The following is a 23,972-nucleotide window of genomic DNA, read 5'->3' on the forward strand; positions in this document are numbered from 1 at the left end:
GCGCGAGCGCGCTTGGAGGACCGGACAATGACCGAGGCGCGACTCGCGGTCACGCTCCCCGAGGGGGTCTGGATCGCCGACGTCACGACGGCCCACCCCGAGACGACCGTCCGGGTGCTGGCGGCGATGCCCGGCGAAAACGTCGGGTTCGGGCTGGCGCGCGTCGAGGAACCCGGCGTCGACGCGGTCCTCGAGGGGATGGACGCCGCAGCGGACGTCACGTCGCTGTCGGTGCTCCGCCGGGGCGACCGGGGGGCGCTCGTCCAGTTCGAGACGACCCAGCCGCTGCTCGTGCTCTCGGCTCGGGAGTCCGGGATCGCCCTCGAACCGCCCGTCGAGATCCACGAGGGGGTCGCCACCGTCGAGGTCACTGCCTCGCGTGAACGCCTCTCGGAGCTGGGCGAGCAGTTGCGCGCGTTCGGACTCGGCTTCGAGGTCGAGTACGTCCGCGAGGGAAGCGATCGCGAGCGGGTTCTCACCGACCGCCAGCGCGAGGTCCTGCTGATGGCCGTCGAGGCGGGCTACTACGAGACGCCACGGCGGTGTTCGCTGACCGATCTGGCGGCGGCACTCGGCGTCGCGAAGTCGACCGCGAGCGAGACGCTTCACCGGGCGGAAGGGGCGGTAATCGAGCGGTTCGCGGCCGAGCGGTTCGAGGAGACGTCGCTCTGAACCCGGACGTACTTCTCCGCGGCGGGCGAGAAGCCGGTATGGGCGGCACCTACACCCTCCTGATCGCGCTCGACTCCTCGGCGACGATCACCGTCGGCGCGCTCGGCCCGCAGGAGTTCCCGACCGGGAGCTACGCCTACACCGGCAGCGCCTTCGGGCCCGGCGGCTTCTCGCGGGTCAAGCGCCACCGCGAACTCGCCCGCGGCGAGCGCGATACGCGCCACTGGCACGTCGATTACCTGCTCGGGCATCCCGACGCGGGAATCGAGGCGGTCGTCCGCACCCCCGACCGCGACGTCGAGTGTGCGGTCGCCCGCGCGCTTCCGGACGCGGGGATCGCGGGCTTCGGGGCCTCGGACTGCGAGTGTGGGTCCCATCTGGCCTACGGCGACGGGCGCGACGAACTGCTCGGGGCGATCGAGCGCGCACACGACGCCCCCGAGGACACGTAACCCGGTTCGATTTCGGCTATTTCAGACGCAACTGAGGACAGCAGATCCGAGGGCCCGGCCCACACGGAAGGAGGACACGCGGCCACGCTCTCGCGGAGCCCGACCCAGACCCGGTTGCGCTCCTCAAGACGGTCCGTTATCGAGTCGGTCTGTTCGCGATCACGGCGGCGGTGGCGGTTCTCGTGACCGGAGCGACGGGCGAGGCGCTCAGCATCGGGTTGGCGACGAACGTCCCGAAAACGGGGACGGACTACAGCTACGAGCGCGCGTGGGCACGCGTTGCGTGGGAGAATTCGGTGATTAACGGCGTGTTTCGAGGTCGACGAGCGTCTCGGGATCGGCGCTGATCCAGGCGGTGTAGCGCTGGTCGTCGTCGGGGTCCGTTGGGGCGAGCGTCCAGCGATCGAGCGCCCGGCCGTCCTCGTGGGTGATGAGCCGAAGCGAGCCACCGGGGTCGTCCGAGAGCTGTGAGGTGCTCACACACGGAACGAGGGGGCGAACGCATAACAGCCGCCGGCTTGCACACGCCGACGCCCGAACCCGGGCGGCGTCTTGCGGTTCGACCTCACTCGGTCCCGAGGATCGCGTCGGTGTCGGCGTGGTCGGTGAGCAGCGCGCGCATCCGTGCGACCGTCTCGGGACTGCGGGTCCGCCCGCGCCTGACGACGTCCTCCGCGCGCTCGATCGTCGAGAGCGTATCCGAGCGCACGGTCATGATCGGGACGTCCCTCTCCTCTGCCTTGCCGACCACCGCACTCGACGGCTGAAGCCCGCCCGTGAGGACGAGACACTTCACGCCGGAGGCTTCGAGGGCCACCGTCTGGATATCCGAGCGGTCCCCGCCGGTAATCAACGCGGCGTTGCGGGCCCGCCGAAAGTGACGAAGCGCCGAGTCTCCGCCCATCGCCCCGACGAGAAAGCGCTCGACGAACGCGTCGGTGGCGGCACTCGTCAGTAGCTCCGCACCGAGCTCGTCGGCGAGTTCCGAGACGGTGACGCCCGCCAACTCCTGCGTTCGTGGGAGCGCACCGAGGACCGGGACGCCGCGGCCTTCGAGGAAGGGGACGGTGTCCGACTCTAGCGAGGCGAAACTCGCGTCGCCCACGGCGTTGAAGACGACGCCCGCGAGGCGCTCGCCGAGTCGATCTGCCGCTCCGAGGACCGCGTCGGTGTCGCCCGCACTCTGGTAGGGCGAGACCAGGATCACCTCGGCGTCGAGCAGTTCGGCGAGGTCGGGGTCGGTGAGCGAAACGATCCCGCCGACGTCGAGGTCGCTCGCACCCTCGACGAGCATCAGGTCCCGCTCTTCGGAAAGCGCCTCGAAGTTCTCCCTGATCGTCGCACGGAGCTCCTCGGAGTCCTCCCGGCCGCGGATCGCCTCCTCGATGAACGTCGGCGAGTAGACGACGGGTTCGAGTTCGTGCATCTCGGCCTCGATGTCGAGCAGTTCCCGGGCGAGCATCGGGTCCTCGTCGATCGTCTTGCCGACGTTGCTCTGGAGGCGGGTGCCCCGCGGTTTCATGTAGCCCACGCTCAGGCCGTTTTCGGCCGCCAACTGCCCCAACGCGAGCGCGATCGCTGTCTTTCCTGTGCTGTCCTCGGTGCCGGTGATGAGTACGGTTCGGGTCATTGCTCTACGGTGAGGGCGATGTCGATGGCCGTCGCTCCCTCGGGCGTGACGACCAGCGGGTTGATGTCCAGTTCCACGATCTCGGGGAAGTCGGTAACGAGCTGTGAGAGCCGTCCGATCGTCTCGGTTATCGCGGTCTCGTCGACGGGCTCGCGCCCGCGAGCGCCCCGCAGCAGGGGGGCGGCGTCGATCCCGTCGATCATCTCGGTCGCCTCACTCTCGCTGACGGGTGCGATCCTGACGGTGACGTCCTCTAGGGTCTCGACGAAGATCCCGCCGAGGCCGAAGAGGAGGAGCGGGCCGAACTGCGGGTCGCGGTTCGTCCCGACGATCGTCTCGACCCCGCGGTCGAGATCGACCATCTCCTGGATCTGCACACCAAGCAGCGTCGCGTCGGGCTGGTAGTTGCGCGCGCGGGCCACGAGGTCCTCGTAGGCGTCGTAGACCTCGCTCTCCGGAACGCCGACCTTCACCCCGCCGATGTCGGACTTGTGCATGATGTCGGGCGAGACGATCTTCATCACGGCCTCGCCGTCGATCGATTCCGCGACGCGCTCGGCCTCGACGGGATCGGAGACGACCTCTCTCTCCGGAATCGGGATCCCGTAGGCATCCAGTATTCCCATCGCCTCGACACCGATGCGGTTGTCGCCGCGCTCCTCGGCGCGATCGAGCAACTCCCGGACGCGCTCGCGGTCGACGTCGAACGCCGTCGGGGCGTCGTACTCCCTCGCGCTGATCTCGCGATACCGTGCGAGCGAATCGAGGCTGTCGACCGCGCGGGCGGGGTCGAAGTAGTTGGGGATCCCCGCCTCCCGCAGCAGTTCGGCCGCGGGTGCGACGCGCTCGCCGCCCATGAAGCAGGCCGCGACGGGCTTGTCGTACTCCTCGCGCAGCTCGACGGTCCGCTCGGCAAGCACCTCGTAGTCGAGCACCGCGGTGGGCGCCGAGAGGACGAGCGCCATCCCGACGTTCGGGTCGGAAAGCGCCGCCTCGAGCGCGTCCGCGAAGCGCTCGATATCGGCGTCGCCGACGATGTCGACGGGGTTGTAGATGTTCCCTTCGGCCGGGAGCGACTCGCGGAAGCGTTCGAGCGTGTCCTCCGAAAAGGAGGCCATCGAGAGTCGCGAATCGCCGACCGCGTCGGTCGACATTACGCCGGGGCCGCCGGCATTGGTGATGACGGCGACCGACTCTCCCTCGGGCAGCGGTTGGTTCGCGAGCATCTGGGCCGAATCGAAGAGTTCCTGCACCGATTCGGCCCGGAGGACGCCAGCCTGCGCCAGTCCGGCCTCGTAGGCGCGCTCGGAGCCGGCGATGGTCCCCGTATGCGAGGAGGCGGCCTGTGCGCCGGCGTCCGTCCGGCCGGACTTGACCAGCACGACCGGGGTGTCTCGGGTGACCTCACGGGCCGTCTCGATGAACTCCCGGCCCTCCTCGATCCCTTCGAGGTAGCCGATAACGACGTCCGTCCCGTCGTCTTCGTTCCATGCCTCGACGAAATCCGCTTCGTCCAGTACCGCTTTGTTCCCCAGGGAAACGACGTCGTTGAAGCCGATCCCCTGGTCGTTGGCCCAGTCGATGACCGCGGTGATGAACGCGCCCGACTGGCTCATAAACGAGAGGTTTCCCTCCAAGGCGTCGTCGGGGCCGAACGTGGCGTTCAGTCCGACGGAGGTACTCATGATTCCTAAGCTGTTGGGGCCGACGAGGTTCAGGTCGTACTCGCGTGCGACCTCCCGGAGCTCGCGCTCGCGGGTCGCCCCTTCGCTTCCGGTTTCGCCGAAGCCCGCAGTGATGACGACGACGTTCTCCACCCCGACCTCGCCGGCCTCCCGGACGACCTCGATCGCGATCCCGGGCGGGACGACCACCACCGCGAGGTCGGGCTCGCCCGCGTCGGCCAGCGAGTCGACACACTCGACGCCCAATACCGTCCCGTAGTTCGGGTTGACGCCGACGACCTCGCCCGAGAACCCCTCGATCAGGTTCGCGGTGATGGCGCGGCCGACCGATCCCTCGCCGGGGGTGGCCCCGACCACCGCGACCCGCTCGGGAGCGAATAGCCCCGTCAGATCGGCCACCCGCGACTCACCTCCGGTCGGTGCGAACGACGGCGCTCGCACGATACGATAGCCATACGGCGTGGGGTTGGGCGGCCGGCGGTATAACTCGTATGGGGCGGACTGGGCGCTCAGACGTCCTCGGGGAGCCACCCACCCGAGACCTCGACGTTCGCGCCGCTGATGTAGTCGCTGTCGGCCTCGAGGAACGTGAAGACAGCCTGGATCACGTCCTCGAAACTCGCCGGGCGGTCCCGCGGGAGGTCGGCGGGGAACTCGTCGGAGTTCTCAATAACGTAGGGGGAAACGGCGTTGACCGTGATCCCCTCCTCGCTGGTGTCGGCGGCGAGCATTCGGGTGAACATCAGCACGCCCGACTTCGCCATGAAGTAGGGCGCGTTCTTCGGGTTGATCAGCCCCCGCTCGCTCGAGGCGTAGCCGACGTTGACGATCCGCCCCCAGCCCGCCTCGCGCATCGCCGGGAGTGCGCGCTTCGAGCAGAGGTACGTCCCAGTGACGTTGGTCTCCATGACCGTTTGCCACGTCTCGAAGGCCATCTCCTCCCAGTGGATGGGCGCGAACGCGCCGACGTTGTTGACGAGCACGTCGACGGTCCCGAGCGCCGCTTCGACCCCATCGAAGAGCTCGTCGACAGCCCCGGGGTCGGTCACGTCGCCCCTGACGGACGTCGCCTCGACGCCCGTCTCGCGTGCACGCTGTGCGACCTCGCGAGCGTCGTCACCGCTAGTGCGGTAGTGGACGGCGACGTCCGCGCCCCGCTTTGCACAGGCGAGCGCGAGCGACCGTCCGAGCCCCGTCGCGCTGCCGGTGACCAGAACGGTGTGCCCGTCGAGATCGGGTTCGATCATGTCCCCGATTGGGTCGGCGCGCCATAGCCCTTGCCGATACCGACCCACGTTTATAATGAACGGGTGTGTACGGGCCAGCATGGCCATCGAAACGATCGTCTTAGCCATCGGCCAAGAGGACGAGGACAGAGCGAAGCGACTCGCCGAGACCGCGATCGAGGTCGCCGATCCGACCGGGGCCCACGTCGTGCTCTCGCACGTGTTCAGCGACCAGGAGTTCGACGAGGTAATCGACCGTCTCGACTTCGATGCGAGCGAGAACCCCGATCCGAGCGCCGTCGCCGCTCGGCACGTAACGACACGCACGGTCGCCCAGTCGCTTGATGCGACCGACGTCGACTACGAGATCCGCGGGTCGGTCGGCGACCGCGGCGAGGCGATCGTCGAACTGGCGAAGGCGGTCGAGGCCGACCGAATCATCGTCGGGGGCCGTCGGCGCAGCCCCACGGGCAAGGCCGTTTTCGGCAGCACCGCACAGGAAGTGTTGCTGTCTGCGCCCTGTCCGGTCACGTTCGTCCGGGACTGAACTAGGTCCGGTCCTCGTCGTCCTCCCGACCCAGATCGGCGTCCTCCTCGGCCCCGCGGGTGGCGGCCTCGCTCGTCGAGGGCTGGTCCTCGGGGTCGGCCTCCGATTCGGGGTTGAGGTCGGCGGCGGTGTCCTGGACGTCCTCGGCGTCACGGGGCTCGTCGGGAACCGGATCTTGGACGTCCTCGCTCCCGTGGCGGTCGTCGACCTGCTCGTTTTGGACGTCCTGGCGGCCGGGGGTGTCCTCCGTGCCCGGTGGGCGCTCGTTTGCGTTCCGTCCCTCCATCGATCCCTCCGGGTCGTCCTCGCCCGCGGGAACACCCATCTCGTCGCTCGCCCGGTCCGCGTCGCGCTCGGAGACGCCCTCGTCGGTCATCCCGCTCGCGCCGCGCTCGCCGGTGGTCCGCTGGTCAGTGACGTCGCCGGCGTCGTCCATCTCGGCTGCGGTCTCGTCGCCCGAGAGGTCGCCATCGACCGGGTCGTCGCGGCGCTGTTCGGGCGGAAGGTCGTTCCTATCGGTCGATTCGTCCTCGTGGCCGGTTCCGGTACCGGTATCGCCGGGAACTGTTCCGTCCGCCCCGGTTCCCTCGGTCCCGGCCGTCTCGCTCGTGGCGACGTCCTCGACCGGGTCGTCGGCAGCGAGATGGACGGCATCGTCGGTGATCTCGGCGACATGGGAGGCGTCGATCGTCTGGGTACCCTCGGTGTCGCCCCAGCCGAGCGTCGCCTTGATACTGTCGGTCAGACCGGGGTCGGTCTCGACGTGGATCGTCCCGCCCTCGACGGCGTTGACGATCCCGACCTCTTGACCGGTCGAATCGACGACGCTCTTGCCGGTGTCCTCGTCGGTCGGCTGGCTGTGGTCGGTTACCATACAGGTGATAGAACACGAGGCCGGATAAAGTCGGACCCGGAGTGTGCATGGATACTGCATCGAACGTCCCGTTCGGCGAATCTATGTAGTTAAGTGTCGGGCGGGTCGTTTCGTGAAACGACGATGGCACACTACGCCGGCGTGGATCTCGGGGCGACGAACATCCGGGCGGCGGTCGCCGACGGCGAGGCCGAAATCCTCGCGGTCGCCCGCCGGGAGACCCCACAGGGGCCGACCGGGATCGACGTCACCGAGGCCGTCCTGCGCGCGCTCCGGGCGGCCTGCGAGGAGGCGACCGTCGAACCGCACTCGATAGCGGCCGCCGGAATCGGCAGTTTCGGCCCGTTCGACCTCGCGGCTGGCACGATCGAGAACCCCGCGAACCTCCCCGACACCGTCGAGACGATCCCGCTTACCGGTCCCGTCGAGAAACTCATCGACTCCGAGAAAGTCTACCTACACAACGATACCATCGCCGGCGTCATCGGCGAGCGCTTTCACTCCGATCGGAACCCCGACGACATGGTCTATCTCACCATCTCCTCGGGGATCGGCGCCGGGGTCTGTGTCGACGGCAACGTCCTCTCCGGTTGGGACGGCAACGCCGGCGAGGTCGGCCACATGACCATCGATCCCGAGGGGCTCAGAACCTGTGGCTGTGGTCACGACGGCCACTGGGAGGCCTACTGTTCGGGCAACAACATCCCGAAGTACGCCCGCCTGCTCTATCGGGATGCACAGGGCATGGACACCACGCTTCCGATCGCCGACCCCGACTTCTCCGCGGTCGACGTCTTCGAGTACGCCGCCGAGGACGACTTCGCCCGGTACGTGGTCGAGCAAGTCGGCCACTGGAACGCGATGGGCGTCGCGAACATCGTTCACGCGTACGCGCCGCTGGTGGTCTACGTCGGGGGTGCGGTCGCGATCAACAACCCCGAGCTCACCCTCGATCCCATCCGCGAGAAGCTCGAAGAGATGGTGTTCGTCAACATCCCGCAGATCGAGCTGACGACGCTGGGCGACGACGTGGTGCTTCACGGTGCGATCGCGAGCGCGATGACCGGTGGAACGGGCGACCGGGCCCGAATGCGAAGTTGAGGCTTTACGTCAGGGTCGTCACGAGGTACCGGCGACCGATGCGATTGTGAGGTCGAGGGCGATCCAAACCCTTTCGATCCTTCGCGGTCTACGGGCGGTAATGAGCATCGACACCGACGAGCCCGAGGTGGCCGAAACCGAGGAGGCCCTCAGATCGAAAGTCGAGACGTGGCTCGCAAAACAGATGCCGATCATCCAGATGCACGGGGGGACCAGCGCCGTCCGCAAGGCCGACCCCGGCGGGGAGGTGATCGTGGAACTCGGCGGCGGGTGTCGAGGCTGTGAGATCAGCGACGTCACCACGGGCAACATCGAGGCCGAGTTGCTCCAGTGGCCCGAGATCGAGGAACTCACCGTCCGCGCGCCCGACGCCGGCGAGAGTTTCGGGGTCGATCAGCCCGACAGTATCATGGGCATCGACCGGACAGAGGGCGGCCGGGGCTTTTGATCACCGACCGAGCTTGGTGCGGTTGATAGAGACGCTCGTCGGCGTGACGATGATCTGGTCGTCGCCCTTCTGGACGATGTCGCCGTCGACCTCGTGGGCGACCTGTCGGAGTTCGTCGATGATGTGTTCGACCGTGCTGTCGCTCGTTCGCAGTCGGACGATGTCCGCGACGACGATGTCGCCGTCGTAGATGGCGTCCTTGATCGCGATCAGGTCGCGCTGGCCGTCGATCTCCGCGATGTGTACCTGCGTCCCCGCCTCGTCGGGGGCCGCCGCGATATCGCCGACATCGACCTCGACGTAGTCCTCGACGCTTCGCCCTCGGCCCCGGCGTTGGGTGCCCTGTTCGCCGAGGAGCTTGTCCATAAACCCCATAGGCGTGGGTCCGCCCCTGCGCGTATAGTTCTTGCGTCAGACGGCGACGGCACTCAGACGCTGAACGTATAGAGGTCGTCCCCGACGTGGTGGATCGACTCGATCACCTTCCCCGAGTCGCCGATCATGTCCCCGCCGTCGGTCGTCGCCCGGCCGATCGCGAGCACCTTCCCGTGGGACTCCTCGGCGATCGCGACCAGATCGCCCGCCTCGATCCCTTCGTCCGCGTCGACGATCCCCGGACGCATCACGTCCGCACCGTCCGAGACGAACGATATCGCCCCGGCGTCGACGGTGACGACCCCGCGCTCGGGCTCGTGGGCGTTGGCCCCCCGAACGGTGAGAAACGGCTCGTCCTCGTAGTAGAAGGCGTCGGGGTCGCCGTCGACGAGGACGAGATCGTACGGGCTGTCGGCCAGTTCGACGAGTTCGTAGGTGTCTCCCTCGAACGAGACGCCGAGTGCGCTCTCGAGGACGGTTTCGAGGTCGCGCACCTCGTCGTTGCGCAGGTGGTGACGGGATGAGATCTCCATGCCGGGGTTCTCTCGCGGGCCGGCCATAAACCATCCGTTCCGCCCTACGACTGAAGTCCCATCTCGTCGGCCCGCTCGAGCGCGAGGTCGGTCACCTCCTCGAGGCTCAGATCGGATTTGGTCGCGAGCACTCGGGTGAGCATGCCGAGCTGTGTCGCCGCCATCTCCTGGAGGCGCTCGTCGTCGACGTCGTTTGCGAAGTAATAGGCGTCGCGTCCCTCCTCGTGGACGAGCCCGACGTACAGCGAGACGACGTCCTCGTCGGCCAGTCCCTCGATCGCCCGCTCGCGAAGCTCCTCGAAATCCTCCGTCGAGTTCATGAGGACGGATGACGGCGCGGACGGAAAACCCCGGCGACCGACCGGATCTCTCGGACCGGCGCGAAAAGGGCTAAGTGGGCCTCGCCCCTCTACCCGGGTATGTGGGGCCCCCGCAAACAGGGCCAACGGACGGTCACCTGTATCGCCTGTGGAGATGCCGTTCGACGGTCCGACGCCCGCGAGTACGACAAATACGGGGACCGGTGGGACCGGGACGGAAAGGAGTTCGAGCACCTCTGTAAGGACTGTTATCGCGACCTCTGTCACCAGCCGCGGGCGGAGCTAGAGGGACTGCTCGTCGAGATCAACGCGGGAACCCACTCCCAGTCGGAGTTCCTGTCGTGGTACTGTGCGCTCGTCGACGAACGCTACGGCTCACCCTCGGAGCACGAACGCGAACGCTAACACTAACTGCCGGTCGCCCGTAGGCGCGACCATGACCAGTCAGGAGGCCGCGCGATGAGCGACGCCCAGTCGGAGGCGGGCACCGTCGAGGGCCAGGGCCCCGTCGAGATCGACGAGCAACTCGCGCGCCACCTCGAGAACAAGCGCGAGGAGCTCTTCGAGAAGTTCGAGATCCCCGACGCGTTCCCGGCCGAGGTCCTCGAGGAAGCCGAGACCCGCACCGAGGACATCCAAAGCGAGATACAATCGGAGGTCGACGAGCGCCGGGACCTGCGCGATCTCACCACGTGGACGACCGATCCGATCGACGCCCAGGACTTCGACGACGCCATCTCCATCGAGGAGCGCGAGGACGAATACGTGCTGTGGGTCCACATCGCGGACGTCACCCACTATGTCACCCCCGAGACCTCGATGTGGACCTCGGCGGTCGAGCGGGCAAACACCGTCTACCTACCGGCGTACACGGTCCATATGCTGCCGCCGACCCTCGCCGAGACCGTCTGTTCTTTGGTCCCGAACGAGGACCGACTGGCCCACACCGTCGAGATGCACCTCGGAAAGGAGAACTTGGGCTACGAGACGATCGAGATCTACAAGTCCGTCATCGAATCGGACGAGCGGCTGACTTACACACAGGCAGAACAGCGCCTCGAGGAGCCCGACGCGCCGCTTCACGAGGAGTGTTCGCTCGTCTACGAGCTGGCCGACCGGATGCACGAGCAGCGGAAGGAAGACGGGTCGCTCGTCCTCAATCCGGCACGCGATCGCGCCCACACGATCATCGAGGAATGTATGCTCAAGGCCAACAAGGCGGTGACCCACGAACTGATGTGGGGCCGTGGCGTCGAGGCGATGTACCGCGTTCACCCCCAGCCGAGCCCCGAGGAATGGGACAAGGCCCTCCAGGAGATCCAAGAACTCGACGGCGTGTCGATCCCCGGCGAGGCATGGGACGACCCCCGCAAGGCGGTCAACGCCACTTTGGAGGAGGCACCGGAACGCCAACTGGGCAAGATCCAGTGGGCGGTGATGAAGGTGATGCCACGGGCCCAGTACATGAACGATCCCTTCGGCGGACACCACGCGTTGAACTTCGAGATCTATGGCCACTTCACCAGCCCCATTCGACGACTCAGCGACCTGATCAACCACTGGATCGTCCATACCAACGACGTCCCCGAGGATCTCGTCGCGCTCTGTGATCGGGCCTCCGAGCGCCAGAAAGCCGCCGAACGGTGCGAGCGCGAGTACAAGAAGTTCCTCGAGGAGGTCGGACTCGATCCCAACGCAGTCAACAACCGCGGGATCGAGGTCGTCGAGGAGACGTAGCCGAGTCGGTCCACGACCGGTGGCCGACCGATCGCACCCGCCGCTACGGGGATTCGATCGGAGCCGGCGTCGAAAAGTCGCTTTCGGTGTGGACGGAGGAAAAACGGGAAGCGCCAGCGAGGTTCAGTAGCGTCGCTCGTTACCGTTGACCTTCTTTTCGGCCCATTTCTTCGCGTCCCGCGCGATCAGCTTATAGGATTCTACTTTACTCATACACGAGTTAATATGCCGCCGGACGGTAAAAGTCTACCGTCTCGTTGACAGATTGTGAATGGTCGACAGGTATGTACTACTGTTGAAATCACCGACACCGAAATTTGTCGAACGATGGTGAAAAACGGCTCTGAGACACCGTCACACTATTGCGTGTCGCGGTCGGTGTGAGCGTATGGAAGAGGACAGCGAGATCGATCCGGGCCTCGCGGACGAACTGGTGAGCGTCTGTCGAACCGTCGTCGGCGACGAACTGCGTAGTATCACCCACTTCACCGAGGACACCGTCGGGCAGGTGTATCTGCGAAGCGACCTAGAACGGACCGCGGACCTCGTTGGCTTTGCCGAGCACGAGCGCATGGGGTTTCGCTCCCAGTCGGCCTATCGGAACACCCAACTGGGGGATTACGAGGCGACGATTCGGATGTTCGAGCAGGGCTTTCTCACGCGGGTCATCCAGGGCGGCCACGGCGTCTGGGTGACCACCGACTCGATGGATATCAACCGCTTCGAGGAGCTCTCGGCCGCGCTGAAGTCGGTACTGGGTGACGCCGACGCATAGTTCGAAACGGATCCGGCACCGAACACCGGCGGCGGTCGCTCGTTTTCGCTCCGTCGATCCGGCTCTACGAGTCGACACTCCGGCCGATACATCTCAACAGCTAACCGTCGGGTCGACAACGGACTCGATGTATGGACCGCGTCAACCGACTCGTAGACGAACTGACGCTCGCGGAGAAACTGCGGCTCGTCCGCGGGGCCGAGGACCCAGAAGAAACGGCAACGGGCTACGTCCCGGGCGTCGAACGCCTCGACGTCCCGCCGTTCAGGCTCGTGGACGGACCACTCGGCGTGCGCGCGGAGGGGGAGCGCTCGACTGCGTTTCCCGCCTCGCTCTCGCTCGCGGCGACGTTCGACCCCGACCTCGCGCGCGAACAGGGAGCGGCGACGGCCCGCGAGGCCAAAGCCCACGGACAGGACGCCCTGCTCGCACCCGGCATGAACCTGCTCCGGGTGCCGGGCTGTGGGCGGAACTTCGAATACTTCGCCGAGGATTCCCACCTCGCCGCGCGCTTCGCCGGGGAGTTCGTCGCCGGGATCGAGGGCGAAAACGTGGTTGCCACGGCGAAACACTACGTCGCGAACAACCAGGAGACCGATCGGACGGCAGTCAGCGCCGAGGTCGGCGAACGGGCGCTTCGCGAGCTCTACCTGCCGGCGTTCCGAGCGGCCGTCGAGGCCGGCGCCGGCTCGGTGATGACCGCCTACAACCGGGTGAACGGCACGCACATGAGCGACCACCGGCGGCTACTGACCGACGTGCTCAAGGACGAATGGGGGTTCGACGGCTACGTCGTCTCCGACTGGTACGGGGTCGAGAGCACCGTCGGCGCGGCGAACGCCGGCCTCGACATGGAGATGCCCGGCGTCCCGGTGAGCGTGCCCGAGGACGAGGAGATCGACATGAGCTCGATCGACGGGATCCCGGACGGGACGAAGGCCGGGCTGTTCGGCGAGGCGCTCGCCGAGGCCGTCGAGAGCGGGGCCGTCCCCGAGGAGCGCCTCGACGACATGGTTCGACGAATCCTCGGCGTGATGGCCCGGACGGGAGCCCTCGAGGGCGAGCGCGACGACGGGGCGCTCGATACCCCCGAACACCGCGCCCTTGCCGAGCGGGTCGCCGCCCGCGGGACGGTCCTGCTGGAGAACGACGGCGTCCTCCCGCTCGACGACCACGTGGATATCGCCGTGATCGGCCCCAACGTCGACGAGCCGAAACTGGGCGGCGGGGGCTCCTCGGAGACGACGCCGTTTCGCTCGGTCGCCCCGCGAGCGGGCGTCGAAAACCGGGCCGAGGGGACGGTGACCGTCGAGCGGGGGATCGCCGAGATCGAGGACGTCTCGTTGTTCGACCTCCTGCCCTTCGTCGACGGCGGCCACGGCGGGGACGGAACAGACGAAACGGACGAGGTGCGCCCGGAGCCCTCGCTGTCCGACGCGGTCGCGGCCGCGGAGGCGGCCGACGTCGCGGTAGTGTTCGTCCGCGACGCCACGACCGAGGGCCGGGATCGCGAGAGCCTCCGGCTGCCGGGCGAACAGGACGCGCTCGTCGAGGCCGTCGCCGAGGCCAACGACCGCACGGTCGTCGTGATCAACTCGGGCGGGCCCGTCGAGGTGTCCTGGCGCGAGGAGGTCGCGGCGATCCTGGAGGCGTGGTATCCCGGCCAGGCCGACGGGGACGCAGTCGCGTCGGTGCTCTACGGCGATCGGGACTCCGCGGGGCGGCTCCCGGTCACCTTCGGTGCCGAGGACGACTACCCGGCCACCGGCGCGGAGCGGTATCCGGGCGTTGAGAACGAGGCGCGCTACGACGAGGGGGTGTTCGTGGGCTATCGGGCCTTCGACGCCGCCGACACCGATCCCACCTACCCCTTTGGCCACGGCGAGTCCTACGCCGAGTTCCGCTACGGCGAGGCGGAAATCAGGGGTTCGACCGTCGAGGTCGACGTAGAGAACGTCTCGGATCGGGCGGGCCGCGAGGTTATCCAAGCGTACGTCCGGCCCCGGCCGCACCCGGGAAGATCGAGCGGCCCGTTCGGGAGCTCGCCGGGTTCGAGTCGGTCGGGATCGACGCCGGGGAGTCCGAACGGATCGAGGTGGAGCTCGACGAGCGCGCGTTCGCCCGGTACGACCCCGAGGAGGGGTGGACGACCGATTCAGGAACCTACACTGTCGAGGTGGGCCGCTCCTCGCGGGACGTCCGGGCGACGGCGGAGTTCGAGCGGTAGGGTTCTCGGGGGAGGGGGAGCGACAGAGTTAGGGAACCGCTCGCGAAAAACGGGGGAAGGATGACCGACGCGACCGACGTGCGGCGATTCGACCTCGTTAGGAAGGAGGACGAGTCGGGGGTCTCGGGGACGGGCGTCGTCGCGGTCGGGGTCGAGTTCTCGAACGGCTACGTGGAGCTGCAGTGGCTCAACGACGACGGCAACGACGTCGACGCCGAGGAGAACGGTCACGCCTCCTACCCCGGCGGGGTCGAGGACACGATCCGGGTCCACGGCCACGACGGCCGAACCGAGATCCGGTGGCTTGACTGAGAAGGATATCGTGTTATTCCAGCATCAATATCTTCATGATAATTCAATTATAGAGTAATAAACAGACAAAATGAGAAAAAGTGATAGTAGTTGGTTATCGAGGAGAGTAGGCGAGAGCCTTCGGCATGAATGGAAGGAATATCGGGATCTGTACGCCAACAGCAAAGGAGAAGCGTATGAAGAAAGTTTGGTAGAGTTTCTGAGATCGTATTTTGGAGGGTCGTATGATATTAATAACCGAGTGGCTACAATCGATCCTGAGTTGAAATCGTTTGAAGTATTCGATTTTAGACGGGGTGATGACGAACTCGATATCGTAGGTACCTTTACTCAATCCCAACCTAGAGTTATTTTCGAAACAGGAGCACGATCGAAGCTTCAGTGGGTGCCTTACGAGGGAGTAGCCTTTGTTTGCGAAGTTAAGAGCAAACTCACCAAGCCAGCACTAAAAGGCGACCTTGAGAAGCTACGCAAGGTCAGAAAGCTCGATAGCACTATAAATGACCGCTTCGGGACAACGATCACTGGTGAATTCACAATTGATGATCCGCTAAAATGTATAGTTTATGATGATTGCTCAATATCGGAACAAGCGCTGAAAAGATCCTTGCAAGGTAATGTTACTAACTGGCATCTCATCTGGGTAGTTGAGTCAGATCTGCTAATTGTAAACGAGTCGCTTCCAATTTTCCATCAGCTAATGGAATGGTCATCATTTCCTCACTTAGCACCAAATGCAACAACAGTTGACAACGGTATCTTCTGGTTTCTGATTATATTGTCTACATCCATACCGACACCATTGTCGATATCAACAATCGACTCAATCATGCCATTGCTCAGTGATACAAAGATATCCTCATCACCGACTACCTCAATAGAGGAATAGGTATTGTGGACTCGCTGGGAGTCCCGCGAGCGACTGTAAGGAGCGAGGGGGACTTAGCGAGTCCACTGACCGGAGTCGAGCGAAGCGAGACGAAGGGAAGTGGACTCGCTGGGATTTGAACCCAGGGCCTCTTCCTTGCGAAGGAAGCGATCTACCACTGATCTACGAGCCCGCAGTCCATCGTACCCGCCGAAGTTATTTGTGTCTTCTGCTTCTCTCGTCCGCATCAGCGCACGTCGAGAACTCCCGCCCGTCCGGCGAGCAATCCCAGCACCAGTCCCGTAAAGTGAGCGATCAGCGCGACCCCCGGCGCGCCCGTTGCGATCGTCACGAGCGCGGCGAGGACGACGAACAGCGCGAACTGCATCCGCCCGCTCAGCCGGACCCGATCCAGCAGCGTCGTCGAGACGGCGTTGCCCGCCAATACGTACCCCATCAGCGCGAAGATCGCGCCGCTTGCCCCGAGGACACCCTGTGGTGGCCCCGCAAGACTCCCGATCGTGATCTGGGCGATGCCCGCGAGGACGCCGGTAGTAAGGAAAAAGGCGTGAAAGCGAACCCGGGTGGTCCGGCGCTCGACCAACAGCCCGAAGACGAGCAAGGCAAGCGCGTTCGCGAGCAGGTGACCCACGCCACCGTGGGCGTAGACGCTCGTCACCAGCGTCCACGGGCGAACGTCGACGGGCGGTGCGAGCACGAAGAAAAACGCCATCAGACCGACGACACTCACCGCCGTCTGGAGGGCGAAAACGACCCCCATGACCAACAGCGTCTCGACCGTCGGACTGCCGCGGCGACCGCTCATGACGGGAAATAGGACCGAACGGACAAAAGTTGGTACGGTCAGGCGAGCAGTCGCTATCGGAGACTGAAAACGGAAGGAATCCGTGTTCCGCGGTCGGTCAGTCTTCGAGAACGATCTCGATACTGACGTCGTTGGGAACCTGAATGCGCATGAGCTGTCTGAGCGCGCGCTCGTCGGCGTCGAGGTCGATCAGGCGCTTGTGGACACGCATCTCCCAGTGCTCCCACGTCGCAGTGCCTTCACCGTCGGGCGATTTCCGTGCGGGAATCTCGAGCGTTTTCGTCGGGAGCGGGATCGGACCCGACACCGAGACGCCGGTCTTATCGGCGATCTCGCGAACGTCGTCGCAGATGCTGTCGAGGTCGTTCGGACTCGTGCCGGCGAGTCTGACGCGTGCCTGTTGCATCGTTTATTTCTCGTTGACCTCGAGGACCCGACCGGCCGCGATGGTCTGGCCCATGTCACGCACCGCGAAGCTCCCGAGTTCGGGGATCTCCGAGGACGGCTCGATGCTGAGCGGTTTCTGCGGTCGAACGGTGACGACCGCCGCATCCCCGGACTGGATGAAGTCGGGGTTCTCCTCCTCGACCTCGCCGCTTGCGGGGTCGATCTTCTGGTCGATCGCCTCGATCGTACAGGCGACCTGTGCGGTGTGGGCGTGGAAGACCGGCGTGTACCCTGCGGTGATCACCGAGGGGTGCTGCATGACGACGATCTGAGCCTTGAACGTGTCGGCGACCGACGGTGGGTCCTCTGCGGGGCCACAGACGTCGCCGCGGCGGATGTCGTCCTTGCCGATCCCACGGACGTTAAAGCCGACGTTGTCGCCGGGTTCTGCCTTGGGGACTTCCTCGTGGTGCATCTCGACGGTCTTGACCTCGCCGCCGACGTCGCTGGGCTGGAACGAGACGTTCATGCCCGTCTCGAGGATCCCGGTCTCGACGCGGCCGACGGGGACGGTCCCGATGCCCGAGATGGTGTAGACGTCCTGAATGGGCAGTCGCAGCGGCGCGTCCGTCGGGGGCTGCGGTGCTTCGAGGTTGTTGAGCGCCTCGAGCAGGATCTTGCCGTCGTACCAGTCGGTGTTGTCCGAGCGCTCGGCGATGTTGTCGCCCTCGAACGCCGAGATCGGGATGAACTCGGCGTCGTCCGTGTCGAAGCGGACCTGGTTGAGGAGCTGTTTGACCTCCTCGACGACCTCCTTGTAGTCGCCCTCGGAGTAGTCGACGAGGTCCATCTTGTTGACGCCGACGATCAGCTCGTTGATACCGAGCGTGCGGGCCAGGAAGACGTGCTCCTGGGTCTGGGGTGCGACGCCGTCATCAGCGGCGACGACGAGCACGGCGTTGTCAGCCTGGGACGCGCCCGTGATCATGTTCTTGACGAAGTCACGGTGGCCCGGACAGTCGACGATGGTGAAGTAGTACTCGTCGGTGTCGAACTCCTGGTGGGCGATGTCGATGGTGACACCGCGTTCGCGCTCCTCGGCGAGGTTGTCCATGACGTAGGCGAACTCGAAGCCGCCCTTGCCCTTCTCCTCGGCCTCCTCGCGGTGCTGTTCGATGACGTGCTCCGGGACGCTGCCGGTCTCGTACAGCAGTCGCCCGACGAGCGTGCTCTTCCCGTGGTCGACGTGGCCGATGATGGCCAGGTTCTGGTGTGGTTTGTCGCTCATGGATGTCTCACGCGCAGTGGCGCTTATACAGGGGTTTTCGTCAGTTGCTCATAAAACGATTTCGATACGCTACCCGCCCGAAACGCCTGCCCTCGGGCGATTCCTGCCAACGACCCGCACGGGCACGCCTACCGCGGCCGGTAGCCGAGCGCCCGCAGGAGGCCCCGCTTCCAGACCGGCTTTTCGTACCACCGGAGCCGGTCGAGCAGCAACCGGTTTTGCCGGCGCACCGCCTCGGCGTCCTCCCGTCCGCTCCGGTCGGCCCGAGCGCCGACGTTCGTCTCGGAGCGCTCGCGGGTGATCTCGGCGTGTCGTCGGTCGAGGCGCTCCCGTTCGCGCCGGAGCGCCCGTGCCTTCCCGTGAATCGCCTCGGATCCCTCGGGCGTCGCACCGCCGGACCCGGAGGTCCGGCCGGCGATGACCGCGTTGACGACCGCACCGAGCAGGAGGACGAGCCCGCTGAAGTACAGCCACGTCAACAACAGGAGGATCGCGCCGATGACGTCCGACCCGCTCGTCGATCCGCCGCCGGCGTACCCGATGTAGACCTGAAACAGCGCCTGCAACAGCGCCCAGCCGACCGCCGCAACGACGACACCGGGAAGGACCTCTCGAAACGAGAGATCGACATCCGGGAACCGGAAGTACATCGGGTAGAAGACGACCGTCAGCCCGACCACCAATACCAGCGGGTTGAGCAGTCCGATGAAGGAGACCTCCGGGAGGGCCGCGAAGGCCGTCGTCGCGACGACCGCGCCGAGGACCGCCCCGCCGATGGTCAGGAGGACGACGAGCCCGTCGACGAGCTGATCGAGAAACGAGTTGTCCGCGACGGTGTCGTAGATCTCCGAGAAGGCCGTATCGAGCCCGCGGAAGATCTTGAGCGTCCCCCAGAGCAGGGTGACGGCCCCGATGACGCCCGCACCGCCGGCGGAGCTACCGGCCTCGCCCGCGATGTAGCCGTCGAGGAGGGTCTGTGCGCTCGGCGGGAGGTACGACTGGGTGTAGCCGGTGATCTCGTTGGCCAGCGACTGATCGCCGACGACAGCGACGGCCAAAAAGAGCAACGCGAGCAGCGGTATCAGCGAGACGAACGCCTGATAGGCGATGCTGCCGGCCATGAACGTGACGTTCTCCTCGCTGACCTCCCGCGCGACCGCCCGCCCGAACGACGTCGCCTCACCCAGACTCGGACTCATTAGCCGGGGTTGATGTGGAGCGGGCCGATAGTCACCCGGCTTGCGATGGCCGCCCGACGGCCCGACTGGCGATCCGGTCTCTCCGAGCGGTCACCCGAGGCGGCCGACGTCCGAAAGCACCGCCGTCGCGGTCTCGGGTCCGCCCGCGCCGCGCCCGCTGAGGTTCAACCGTCCCGCGTGGGTCGTCTCGATCTGGACGATGTTTCGGGTGCCCGAGACCGCAAGGGTGCCGTTCTCTGGGATCAGGCGCGGCCCAACGCGCACCCCCTCGCGGGTCGCCTCGCCGATCAGCCGCACCGTCTGGCCGTCCTCGGCGGCGAGTTCGAGCGCACTCCCCGGAACGCCCTCGATCCCCTCGACCTCGGCGTCGGCAAGCGTGAACTCGCCGTTGCCCGAGAGGACGTTCGCCATGATCACACACTTGAGCGCGGCGTCGGTCCCCTGGACGTCGAAGGAGGGGTCCGCTTCGGCGACGCCGAGGTCCTGGGCCTCAGCCAGCACGTGCTCGTAGTCGAGGCCCTCGGCGGCCATCCGCGTGAGGATGAAGTTCGCGGTGCCGTTCAACACCCCGCGGGCCGCGGTGATGTGTCCGGGCCCGAAGTCCTCGATGGTCGAGATCGCGGGGATCGCTCCTCCCACTGTGGCCTCGAAGCGGATCTTCCCGGCGCTTTCACGCTCGGCGGCGCGAAGCTCGCCGTAGCGCTCGGCGACGGGTCCCTTGTTCGCGAGCACGACGTGGCGATCCCGTTCGAGCGCCCCGACGACGTGCGAGAAGCCGGGTTCGGCGTCGCCAAGCGTCGTGGGCGTGACCTCGACCAGGGCGTCGTACTCCGCGTCGAGCGCCTCGTCGGGATCGGCCGAACCGACCCGCCCCTCCTCGTCCTTTCGGGCAAGGACCGTCTCGGCGTCCAGACCCGCTGGATTGACGGCGGCGCTTTGCGAATCCGCGATCGCCACCACCGAGTGGTCGTACTCCCCAGCTAGATCGAGCACCGAGCGCCCGACCGCGCCGGCCCCGACGACGGCGAGTCTCACGCTTCGACCTCCCGCTCGAGCTGGGGCTCGATGGCGAGCAGGCCCTTCTCGGCGGCGAGTTCACGAACGCGTGCGAGGGCGTCGGCGACGCCGTTCGCCTGGGCGGCCAGCCGGAGCCGCGCGCTCGGGCGGTCGTCCTCGGGGGCCGACAGCGAGAAATCCAGCACCGAGAGGGTCGCACACTCCTCGAACCATCTGAGGGTGTCCGAGAGGTCCGTCTCGATGAGCGGGCCGACGAGCACGACCGAGACCTCTTCGGCGTAGCGCTCCTCGCCGGCCTGGATGACGTTGATGCCGGCGTCCCTGAGGGCTTCGACGATGCCCGAGAAGCGTTCGGGGGCACACTCCAAGTCGACCTCGACGGGGATCCGTCCGCGCGGGGTGAGGTTGCCCCGCTCGTGGTAGATCGACAGCAGGTTGCCGCCGTTGTCGGCGATCGGAGCCAGTGCGTTCAGCAGTTCGCCCGGCTCGTCGGTGAGTTCGAGCCGGACGGTGTGTGCGCGGGCATCGCTCACCGACGCCCACCTCCTGTGTGGTACATGCCTTCCCTCGCGCGTGGGAGGTTATAAGGATTGAGCCATTCGGATCGGGTGGCGCGCGCCGGACCAACGTTCATGTGACCGGCCGCCCTCCTCCCGGTATGGGAACCGTCGTTGGTGTTCGACTAGCGGACGGCGTCGTGCTCGGGGCGGATAAACGCGCGACCAGCGGGAGTACGGTCAGAAGCGAGAGCGTCGAGAAGCTCTTCGAGTTCGACGGTCCGGAGGCCGGCGCGGTCGCGGCGGGCGAGACCGGCGCGATCCAGACGTTCGGTCGCAAGCTCGATACGGCGGTGCGCCAGCGCGGGACCGAACAGGGTTCGACGATCCGGATCGACCCCCTCTCGCGCCTCGCGAGCGAGCTTGCGAACGAAACCGGCGTCGAGGCTGTCGTCGCCGCCCGCGACGAAGAGGGTGTCGCCCGGCTGCGTGCGATCGACAGCGCGGGCGGCGAACTCGACGACGACGTCCACGCACAGGGCTCGGGCAGACAGTTCGCACTCGGCCAGTTGGAGGGACTGGACCGGGACGGCTCGATCGACGGGGCGGTCGAGGCTCTCGAGTCGGTCTTCGAGCGGATCGCCGAACGGGACACGGAGACGGGCGCCGACTGCGTGGTCTGGACGCTTGCGGACGGCTAGGACGACCCGGCCGACCCCGAGGCGTCGAGGCGCTCGCGGTACTTCGCAAGGCTCGCTTCGAGCGAGCCCTCGGGATCGATCCCGCACTCGGCCGCAAGCGAGAGCAGCGCGTAGTAGACGTCGCCGAACTCCGCGACCAGTTCCGGGGTGGTCTCGACCTCGCGCGTGCCGTAGTCGCTCGCCTCCAACAGCTCCTTTGCGAGTTCGCCCGTCTCGCTTTCTAGATCGAGCATCCGGCGTTCGGGATCCAGTTCGAGGCCGTACTCGTCGTTGAACTCGCTTACGCGGGACATGGATCGTTATTCCTCGTCGGTCGTGATCAAGATGTGCGTAAGGACGTTCGTCAACCCGCGACGGATCCGTTCGACGACGGCCTGATCGGAGACGCCGAGTAGCTCGCCCAACTCCTGGGTTACGATCCCCCGCGGGATGTCGAAGTACCCCGCCTCGAGTGCCGTCAACAGCGTGTCGTACTGCGCGTCGGTCAACCCGTACCGGGTCGTCAGGTCGGAATCGCTGGGCCGGTAGATCCGTTCGACGGCGACCGGGAGGCCCGCCTCGGTACAGTGGGCGTAAAACTCCGAGAGCGCCTCGTGGTCCGGAAAGCGCAGTTCGAACGTCCAGGACTCGCCGACGCCGACCGCGTCAAGGAGGGCCGCCCGCTGGGACTGAAGCTCATCGAAGACGCTGTTGGGCTCTTCGGACCACTCGATCCTGTAGAGGGCGCGGTCCTCGAACGTGTCGAGGCGGGCGATGGAATCGATCAACCGGTGGTCACGGAGGTGCGCTTCGACCGGTTCGGGGTCGTCGGTGTGGATCCAGAGCAGGGGGATGGTCCGGTCGCCCGCCGGGACGACCCGTTCGAGTTGGATGGGAACGTCGGGGAGTTCCGCGAGCAACTCGCTGAGGACGAAATCGCCCTCGATCTGGATCTCGGCGATGACGCTCATCGGTACCGACCCGGTCCGGAGGTGTGGTTCTCAGGTCCCATCGGAGTTCGGAGAGGAATGCCGCTTTCGCACCTCGAGGATCACGACGTCCCAGTCGGGTTCCCCGTCGTTCGTCCCGCATTCCCACCCGCCCTCGACGTCGACGTCGTTCGCGTACGCCTCCTGTACGAGCGCGTTCAACGCCGTGTTGAACTCCTCGTCCGTCGTCACCGCTTCGGTGGGTGTGTTACTTTCGGCCATGAGTGCTCTCTGTCCGCCACCGTGGCCGAACCGGACGACACCGAACGACCTCGAACGCCGGCGGGGATAGCTGTCGTAGCATTCGATTCGTTCTCGTCCCCGCTTGGTCGCTCACCCGTATATGACTATTGAAATAATACTTACATTATCCTGGTATACCATGCTTTTCGTATATAGTTGGTATACCATGTAGGCTCCTTTTAGGCGCTACCGCCGTATATCCGACATCGACGTCAATGAGTGTGATTGCTGAACTCTCAGTGCCGGGGGACGATTTCGGTCTCGGGAGGGTACTCGAGGTCGTCTCGGGCATCTCTATCGAACTCGAAAGCATGGTCCCGATGGGCGAGACCGCCATTCCCTTCCTCTGGGTGCACGACTCCCACCGCGATAGCTTTACCGCCAACCTCGCCAAACAAGAGGTCGTCTCCGAACTCACGGAGATCGACGCCCTCGACGGAAAGACCCTGTACGCCCTCGAATGGGACGGGAAGACGGACGAACTCTTCCGGGGGATCCAGCAACTCGGCGCCCAGGTCCTGAACGCGACCGGAACACCCCGCAAGTGGGAGTTCGAACTGCGCTTTCCGGACCACGAGACGCTCTCGGACTTTCAACGCTACTGTCAACACCACGGGATCACGCTGGACGTCCGCCGGATCTACAACCCCACACGACCCGATAGCGGCCCCTGGTTCGGACTGACCCCGGTACAGCGCGAAACGCTGTTGCTCGCGACCGAACGGGGGTACTACGATATCCCGCGCCAGTGTACGACACTGGCGTTGGCGGAGGAACTCGGGGTGTCGGACCAGGCGGTCACCGAACGCCTTCGGCGGGCGATCGTGACGTTGGTCTCGAATACGGTGCAGTACCCGGCGCGCGAAGAGTAACCCGTCGGGGCCGACGGGCGATAGTACCGCGATAAAAACGCTGTCCGGTGAGGGGGTTCGCGCCGTGGGTGTCGAATCGTGATGTGTCAGAGGCAGGGTACCGGTCCGGTTCCCCCTCACCGCTCCCCCGAATCCCGTACCCGACCTATCAATGCGTACCAACGATCATAGGTTGAGAGGGTGGTATGCCAG

31 protein-coding genes and 1 tRNA gene are annotated in these 23,972 nt (G+C 65.9%); 14 read left to right on the forward strand and 18 right to left on the reverse strand.

Features of this window, described 5'->3' with window-relative positions; all coding sequences use genetic code 11:
• Positions 1 to 27 precede the first annotated feature (27 nt).
• From HACJB3_RS14570 to HACJB3_RS18840, 3 genes are all read left to right on the forward strand, one after another.
• Positions 28 to 672, forward strand: a complete 645-nt coding sequence (locus tag HACJB3_RS14570) for a helix-turn-helix domain-containing protein (protein ID WP_008416495.1) — start codon at positions 28 to 30, stop codon at positions 670 to 672.
• Between the two features lie 38 nt (positions 673 to 710).
• Positions 711 to 1,124 carry a GIY-YIG nuclease family protein gene (locus HACJB3_RS14575; RefSeq protein ID WP_008416496.1) on the forward strand — a complete coding sequence of 138 codons (414 nt, stop codon included), beginning with the start codon at positions 711 to 713 and terminating at the stop codon, positions 1,122 to 1,124.
• Positions 1,125 to 1,294: 170 nt separating this feature from the next.
• The gene (locus tag HACJB3_RS18840; protein ID WP_238532774.1) at positions 1,295 to 1,471 is read left to right on the forward strand and encodes a hypothetical protein; all 177 of its coding nucleotides are present in this window, start codon (positions 1,295 to 1,297) and stop codon (positions 1,469 to 1,471) included.
• Here the strand turns inward: HACJB3_RS18840 and HACJB3_RS14580 are convergent.
• The 4 genes from HACJB3_RS14580 to HACJB3_RS14595 form a co-directional block, all read right to left on the reverse strand.
• On the reverse strand, positions 1,425 to 1,604 hold the full coding sequence (locus tag HACJB3_RS14580) for a DUF7511 domain-containing protein (protein WP_008416500.1): 180 nt from the start codon (positions 1,602 to 1,604) through the stop codon (positions 1,425 to 1,427). The genes HACJB3_RS18840 and HACJB3_RS14580 overlap by 47 nt on opposite strands.
• Positions 1,605 to 1,689: 85 nt before the next feature.
• Positions 1,690 to 2,754, reverse strand: a complete 1,065-nt coding sequence (locus tag HACJB3_RS14585) for a phosphotransacetylase family protein (protein WP_008416501.1) — start codon at positions 2,752 to 2,754, stop codon at positions 1,690 to 1,692.
• Positions 2,751 to 4,838 carry an acetate--CoA ligase family protein gene (locus HACJB3_RS14590; RefSeq protein WP_008416502.1) on the reverse strand — a complete coding sequence of 696 codons (2,088 nt, stop codon included), beginning with the start codon at positions 4,836 to 4,838 and terminating at the stop codon, positions 2,751 to 2,753. The genes HACJB3_RS14585 and HACJB3_RS14590 overlap by 4 nt, the downstream gene beginning before the upstream one ends.
• A gap of 110 nt (positions 4,839 to 4,948) precedes the next feature.
• Positions 4,949 to 5,686 (reverse strand): SDR family NAD(P)-dependent oxidoreductase, encoded by a 738-nt coding sequence (locus tag HACJB3_RS14595; RefSeq protein WP_008416503.1) that lies wholly within the window; start codon positions 5,684 to 5,686, stop codon positions 4,949 to 4,951.
• Between the two features lie 79 nt (positions 5,687 to 5,765).
• Here HACJB3_RS14595 and HACJB3_RS14600 point away from each other — a divergent pair, with 79 nt between their 5' ends.
• On the forward strand, positions 5,766 to 6,212 hold the full coding sequence (locus HACJB3_RS14600; RefSeq protein ID WP_008416505.1) for a universal stress protein: 447 nt from the start codon (positions 5,766 to 5,768) through the stop codon (positions 6,210 to 6,212).
• Between the two features lies 1 nt (position 6,213).
• Here the strand turns inward: HACJB3_RS14600 and HACJB3_RS14605 are convergent, their stop codons facing one another.
• On the reverse strand, positions 6,214 to 7,086 hold the full coding sequence (locus tag HACJB3_RS14605) for a DUF2171 domain-containing protein (protein ID WP_008416506.1): 873 nt from the start codon (positions 7,084 to 7,086) through the stop codon (positions 6,214 to 6,216).
• A gap of 123 nt (positions 7,087 to 7,209) precedes the next feature.
• Between HACJB3_RS14605 and HACJB3_RS14610 the strand changes: the two genes are divergently transcribed.
• A complete protein-coding gene (locus tag HACJB3_RS14610; protein WP_008416507.1) occupies positions 7,210 to 8,187 on the forward strand; it encodes an ROK family protein in 978 nt (325 codons plus the stop codon).
• 100 nt (positions 8,188 to 8,287) lie between these two features.
• The gene (locus HACJB3_RS14615) at positions 8,288 to 8,635 is read left to right on the forward strand and encodes a NifU family protein (protein WP_008416508.1); all 348 of its coding nucleotides are present in this window, start codon (positions 8,288 to 8,290) and stop codon (positions 8,633 to 8,635) included.
• On the opposite strand, the gene HACJB3_RS14620 is transcribed toward HACJB3_RS14615, so the two are convergent.
• From HACJB3_RS14620 to HACJB3_RS14630, 3 genes are read right to left on the reverse strand one after another with little or no spacing between them, the layout of a single operon-like run.
• Positions 8,636 to 9,010: a cell division protein SepF gene (locus HACJB3_RS14620; protein WP_008416509.1), complete on the reverse strand. Its 375-nt coding sequence runs from the start codon at positions 9,008 to 9,010 to the stop codon at positions 8,636 to 8,638. It lies immediately after the preceding gene.
• A gap of 53 nt (positions 9,011 to 9,063) precedes the next feature.
• Positions 9,064 to 9,543: an RNA-binding protein gene (locus HACJB3_RS14625; protein ID WP_008416510.1), complete on the reverse strand. Its 480-nt coding sequence runs from the start codon at positions 9,541 to 9,543 to the stop codon at positions 9,064 to 9,066.
• A 44-nt stretch (positions 9,544 to 9,587) separates the two neighbouring features.
• The gene (locus HACJB3_RS14630) at positions 9,588 to 9,863 is read right to left on the reverse strand and encodes a hypothetical protein (protein ID WP_008416511.1); all 276 of its coding nucleotides are present in this window, start codon (positions 9,861 to 9,863) and stop codon (positions 9,588 to 9,590) included.
• Positions 9,864 to 9,962: 99 nt separating this feature from the next.
• Between HACJB3_RS14630 and HACJB3_RS14635 the strand changes: the two genes are divergently transcribed.
• From HACJB3_RS14635 to HACJB3_RS19655, 6 genes are all read left to right on the forward strand, one after another.
• Positions 9,963 to 10,268 carry a DUF7562 family protein gene (locus tag HACJB3_RS14635; protein WP_008416512.1) on the forward strand — a complete coding sequence of 102 codons (306 nt, stop codon included), beginning with the start codon at positions 9,963 to 9,965 and terminating at the stop codon, positions 10,266 to 10,268.
• Positions 10,269 to 10,322: 54 nt separating this feature from the next.
• Positions 10,323 to 11,600 carry an RNB domain-containing ribonuclease gene (locus tag HACJB3_RS14640; protein WP_008416513.1) on the forward strand — a complete coding sequence of 426 codons (1,278 nt, stop codon included), beginning with the start codon at positions 10,323 to 10,325 and terminating at the stop codon, positions 11,598 to 11,600.
• A 388-nt stretch (positions 11,601 to 11,988) separates the two neighbouring features.
• The gene (locus tag HACJB3_RS14645) at positions 11,989 to 12,375 is read left to right on the forward strand and encodes a DUF7522 family protein (protein WP_008416514.1); all 387 of its coding nucleotides are present in this window, start codon (positions 11,989 to 11,991) and stop codon (positions 12,373 to 12,375) included.
• Positions 12,376 to 12,506: 131 nt separating this feature from the next.
• Complete coding sequence (locus HACJB3_RS14650) at positions 12,507 to 14,666, forward strand: glycoside hydrolase family 3 protein (RefSeq protein WP_008416515.1); 2,160 nt, start codon at positions 12,507 to 12,509, stop codon at positions 14,664 to 14,666.
• On the forward strand, positions 14,663 to 14,914 hold the full coding sequence (locus tag HACJB3_RS14655) for a hypothetical protein (RefSeq protein WP_008416517.1): 252 nt from the start codon (positions 14,663 to 14,665) through the stop codon (positions 14,912 to 14,914). Before HACJB3_RS14650 ends, HACJB3_RS14655 begins: the two co-directional genes overlap by 4 nt.
• A 70-nt stretch (positions 14,915 to 14,984) precedes the next feature.
• On the forward strand, positions 14,985 to 15,803 hold the full coding sequence (locus tag HACJB3_RS19655) for a DUF6602 domain-containing protein (protein WP_368085823.1): 819 nt from the start codon (positions 14,985 to 14,987) through the stop codon (positions 15,801 to 15,803).
• Between the two features lie 100 nt (positions 15,804 to 15,903).
• On the opposite strand, the gene HACJB3_RS14660 is transcribed toward HACJB3_RS19655, so the two are convergent.
• The 7 genes from HACJB3_RS14660 to HACJB3_RS14690 all read right to left on the reverse strand — a co-directional run bounded on the left by HACJB3_RS14660 (position 15,904) and on the right by HACJB3_RS14690 (position 21,032).
• Positions 15,904 to 15,975: transfer RNA gene (locus HACJB3_RS14660), tRNA-Ala, on the reverse strand.
• Positions 15,976 to 16,029: 54 nt separating this feature from the next.
• Entirely contained in the window at positions 16,030 to 16,608 is a 579-nt protein-coding gene (locus HACJB3_RS14665) for a rhomboid family intramembrane serine protease (RefSeq protein ID WP_008416518.1), read from the reverse strand.
• 97 nt (positions 16,609 to 16,705) lie between these two features.
• Positions 16,706 to 17,014 carry a 30S ribosomal protein S10 gene (gene rpsJ, locus HACJB3_RS14670; RefSeq protein WP_008416520.1) on the reverse strand — a complete coding sequence of 103 codons (309 nt, stop codon included), beginning with the start codon at positions 17,012 to 17,014 and terminating at the stop codon, positions 16,706 to 16,708.
• Positions 17,015 to 17,017: 3 nt separating this feature from the next.
• Positions 17,018 to 18,283: a translation elongation factor EF-1 subunit alpha gene (tuf, locus tag HACJB3_RS14675; RefSeq protein ID WP_008416521.1), complete on the reverse strand. Its 1,266-nt coding sequence runs from the start codon at positions 18,281 to 18,283 to the stop codon at positions 17,018 to 17,020.
• A 128-nt stretch (positions 18,284 to 18,411) separates the two neighbouring features.
• Positions 18,412 to 19,482, reverse strand: coding sequence for a YihY/virulence factor BrkB family protein (locus HACJB3_RS14680; protein WP_008416523.1), 1,071 nt, complete (start codon positions 19,480 to 19,482; stop codon positions 18,412 to 18,414).
• 90 nt (positions 19,483 to 19,572) lie between these two features.
• Positions 19,573 to 20,517 carry a homoserine dehydrogenase gene (locus HACJB3_RS14685; RefSeq protein ID WP_008416525.1) on the reverse strand — a complete coding sequence of 315 codons (945 nt, stop codon included), beginning with the start codon at positions 20,515 to 20,517 and terminating at the stop codon, positions 19,573 to 19,575.
• On the reverse strand, positions 20,514 to 21,032 hold the full coding sequence (locus tag HACJB3_RS14690; protein WP_008416527.1) for an amino acid-binding protein: 519 nt from the start codon (positions 21,030 to 21,032) through the stop codon (positions 20,514 to 20,516). The genes HACJB3_RS14685 and HACJB3_RS14690 overlap by 4 nt, the downstream gene beginning before the upstream one ends.
• A 125-nt stretch (positions 21,033 to 21,157) precedes the next feature.
• On the opposite strand from HACJB3_RS14690, the gene HACJB3_RS14695 reads away from it, so the two are divergent.
• Positions 21,158 to 21,697 carry a 20S proteasome subunits A and B gene (locus tag HACJB3_RS14695; RefSeq protein ID WP_008416529.1) on the forward strand — a complete coding sequence of 180 codons (540 nt, stop codon included), beginning with the start codon at positions 21,158 to 21,160 and terminating at the stop codon, positions 21,695 to 21,697.
• Here HACJB3_RS14695 and HACJB3_RS14700 read toward each other — a convergent pair.
• The 3 genes from HACJB3_RS14700 to HACJB3_RS14710 are packed head-to-tail and all read right to left on the reverse strand — an operon-like array spanning position 21,694 to position 22,887.
• The gene (locus HACJB3_RS14700) at positions 21,694 to 21,990 is read right to left on the reverse strand and encodes a MazG-like family protein (RefSeq protein WP_008416531.1); all 297 of its coding nucleotides are present in this window, start codon (positions 21,988 to 21,990) and stop codon (positions 21,694 to 21,696) included. The two genes, HACJB3_RS14695 and HACJB3_RS14700, sit on opposite strands and share 4 nt — an antisense overlap.
• Positions 21,991 to 21,996: 6 nt before the next feature.
• The gene (locus tag HACJB3_RS14705) at positions 21,997 to 22,647 is read right to left on the reverse strand and encodes a helix-turn-helix domain-containing protein (protein ID WP_008416532.1); all 651 of its coding nucleotides are present in this window, start codon (positions 22,645 to 22,647) and stop codon (positions 21,997 to 21,999) included.
• A gap of 30 nt (positions 22,648 to 22,677) precedes the next feature.
• Positions 22,678 to 22,887 carry a hypothetical protein gene (locus HACJB3_RS14710; protein ID WP_008416534.1) on the reverse strand — a complete coding sequence of 70 codons (210 nt, stop codon included), beginning with the start codon at positions 22,885 to 22,887 and terminating at the stop codon, positions 22,678 to 22,680.
• Between the two features lie 236 nt (positions 22,888 to 23,123).
• On the opposite strand from HACJB3_RS14710, the gene HACJB3_RS14715 reads away from it, so the two are divergent.
• Positions 23,124 to 23,780, forward strand: a complete 657-nt coding sequence (locus HACJB3_RS14715; RefSeq protein WP_008416536.1) for a helix-turn-helix domain-containing protein — start codon at positions 23,124 to 23,126, stop codon at positions 23,778 to 23,780.
• Positions 23,781 to 23,972: the final 192 nt, after the last annotated feature.

It is taken from the genome of Halalkalicoccus jeotgali B3 (genome assembly GCF_000196895.1).
Taxonomy (GTDB): Archaea; Halobacteriota; Halobacteria; order Halobacteriales; family Halalkalicoccaceae; genus Halalkalicoccus; species Halalkalicoccus jeotgali.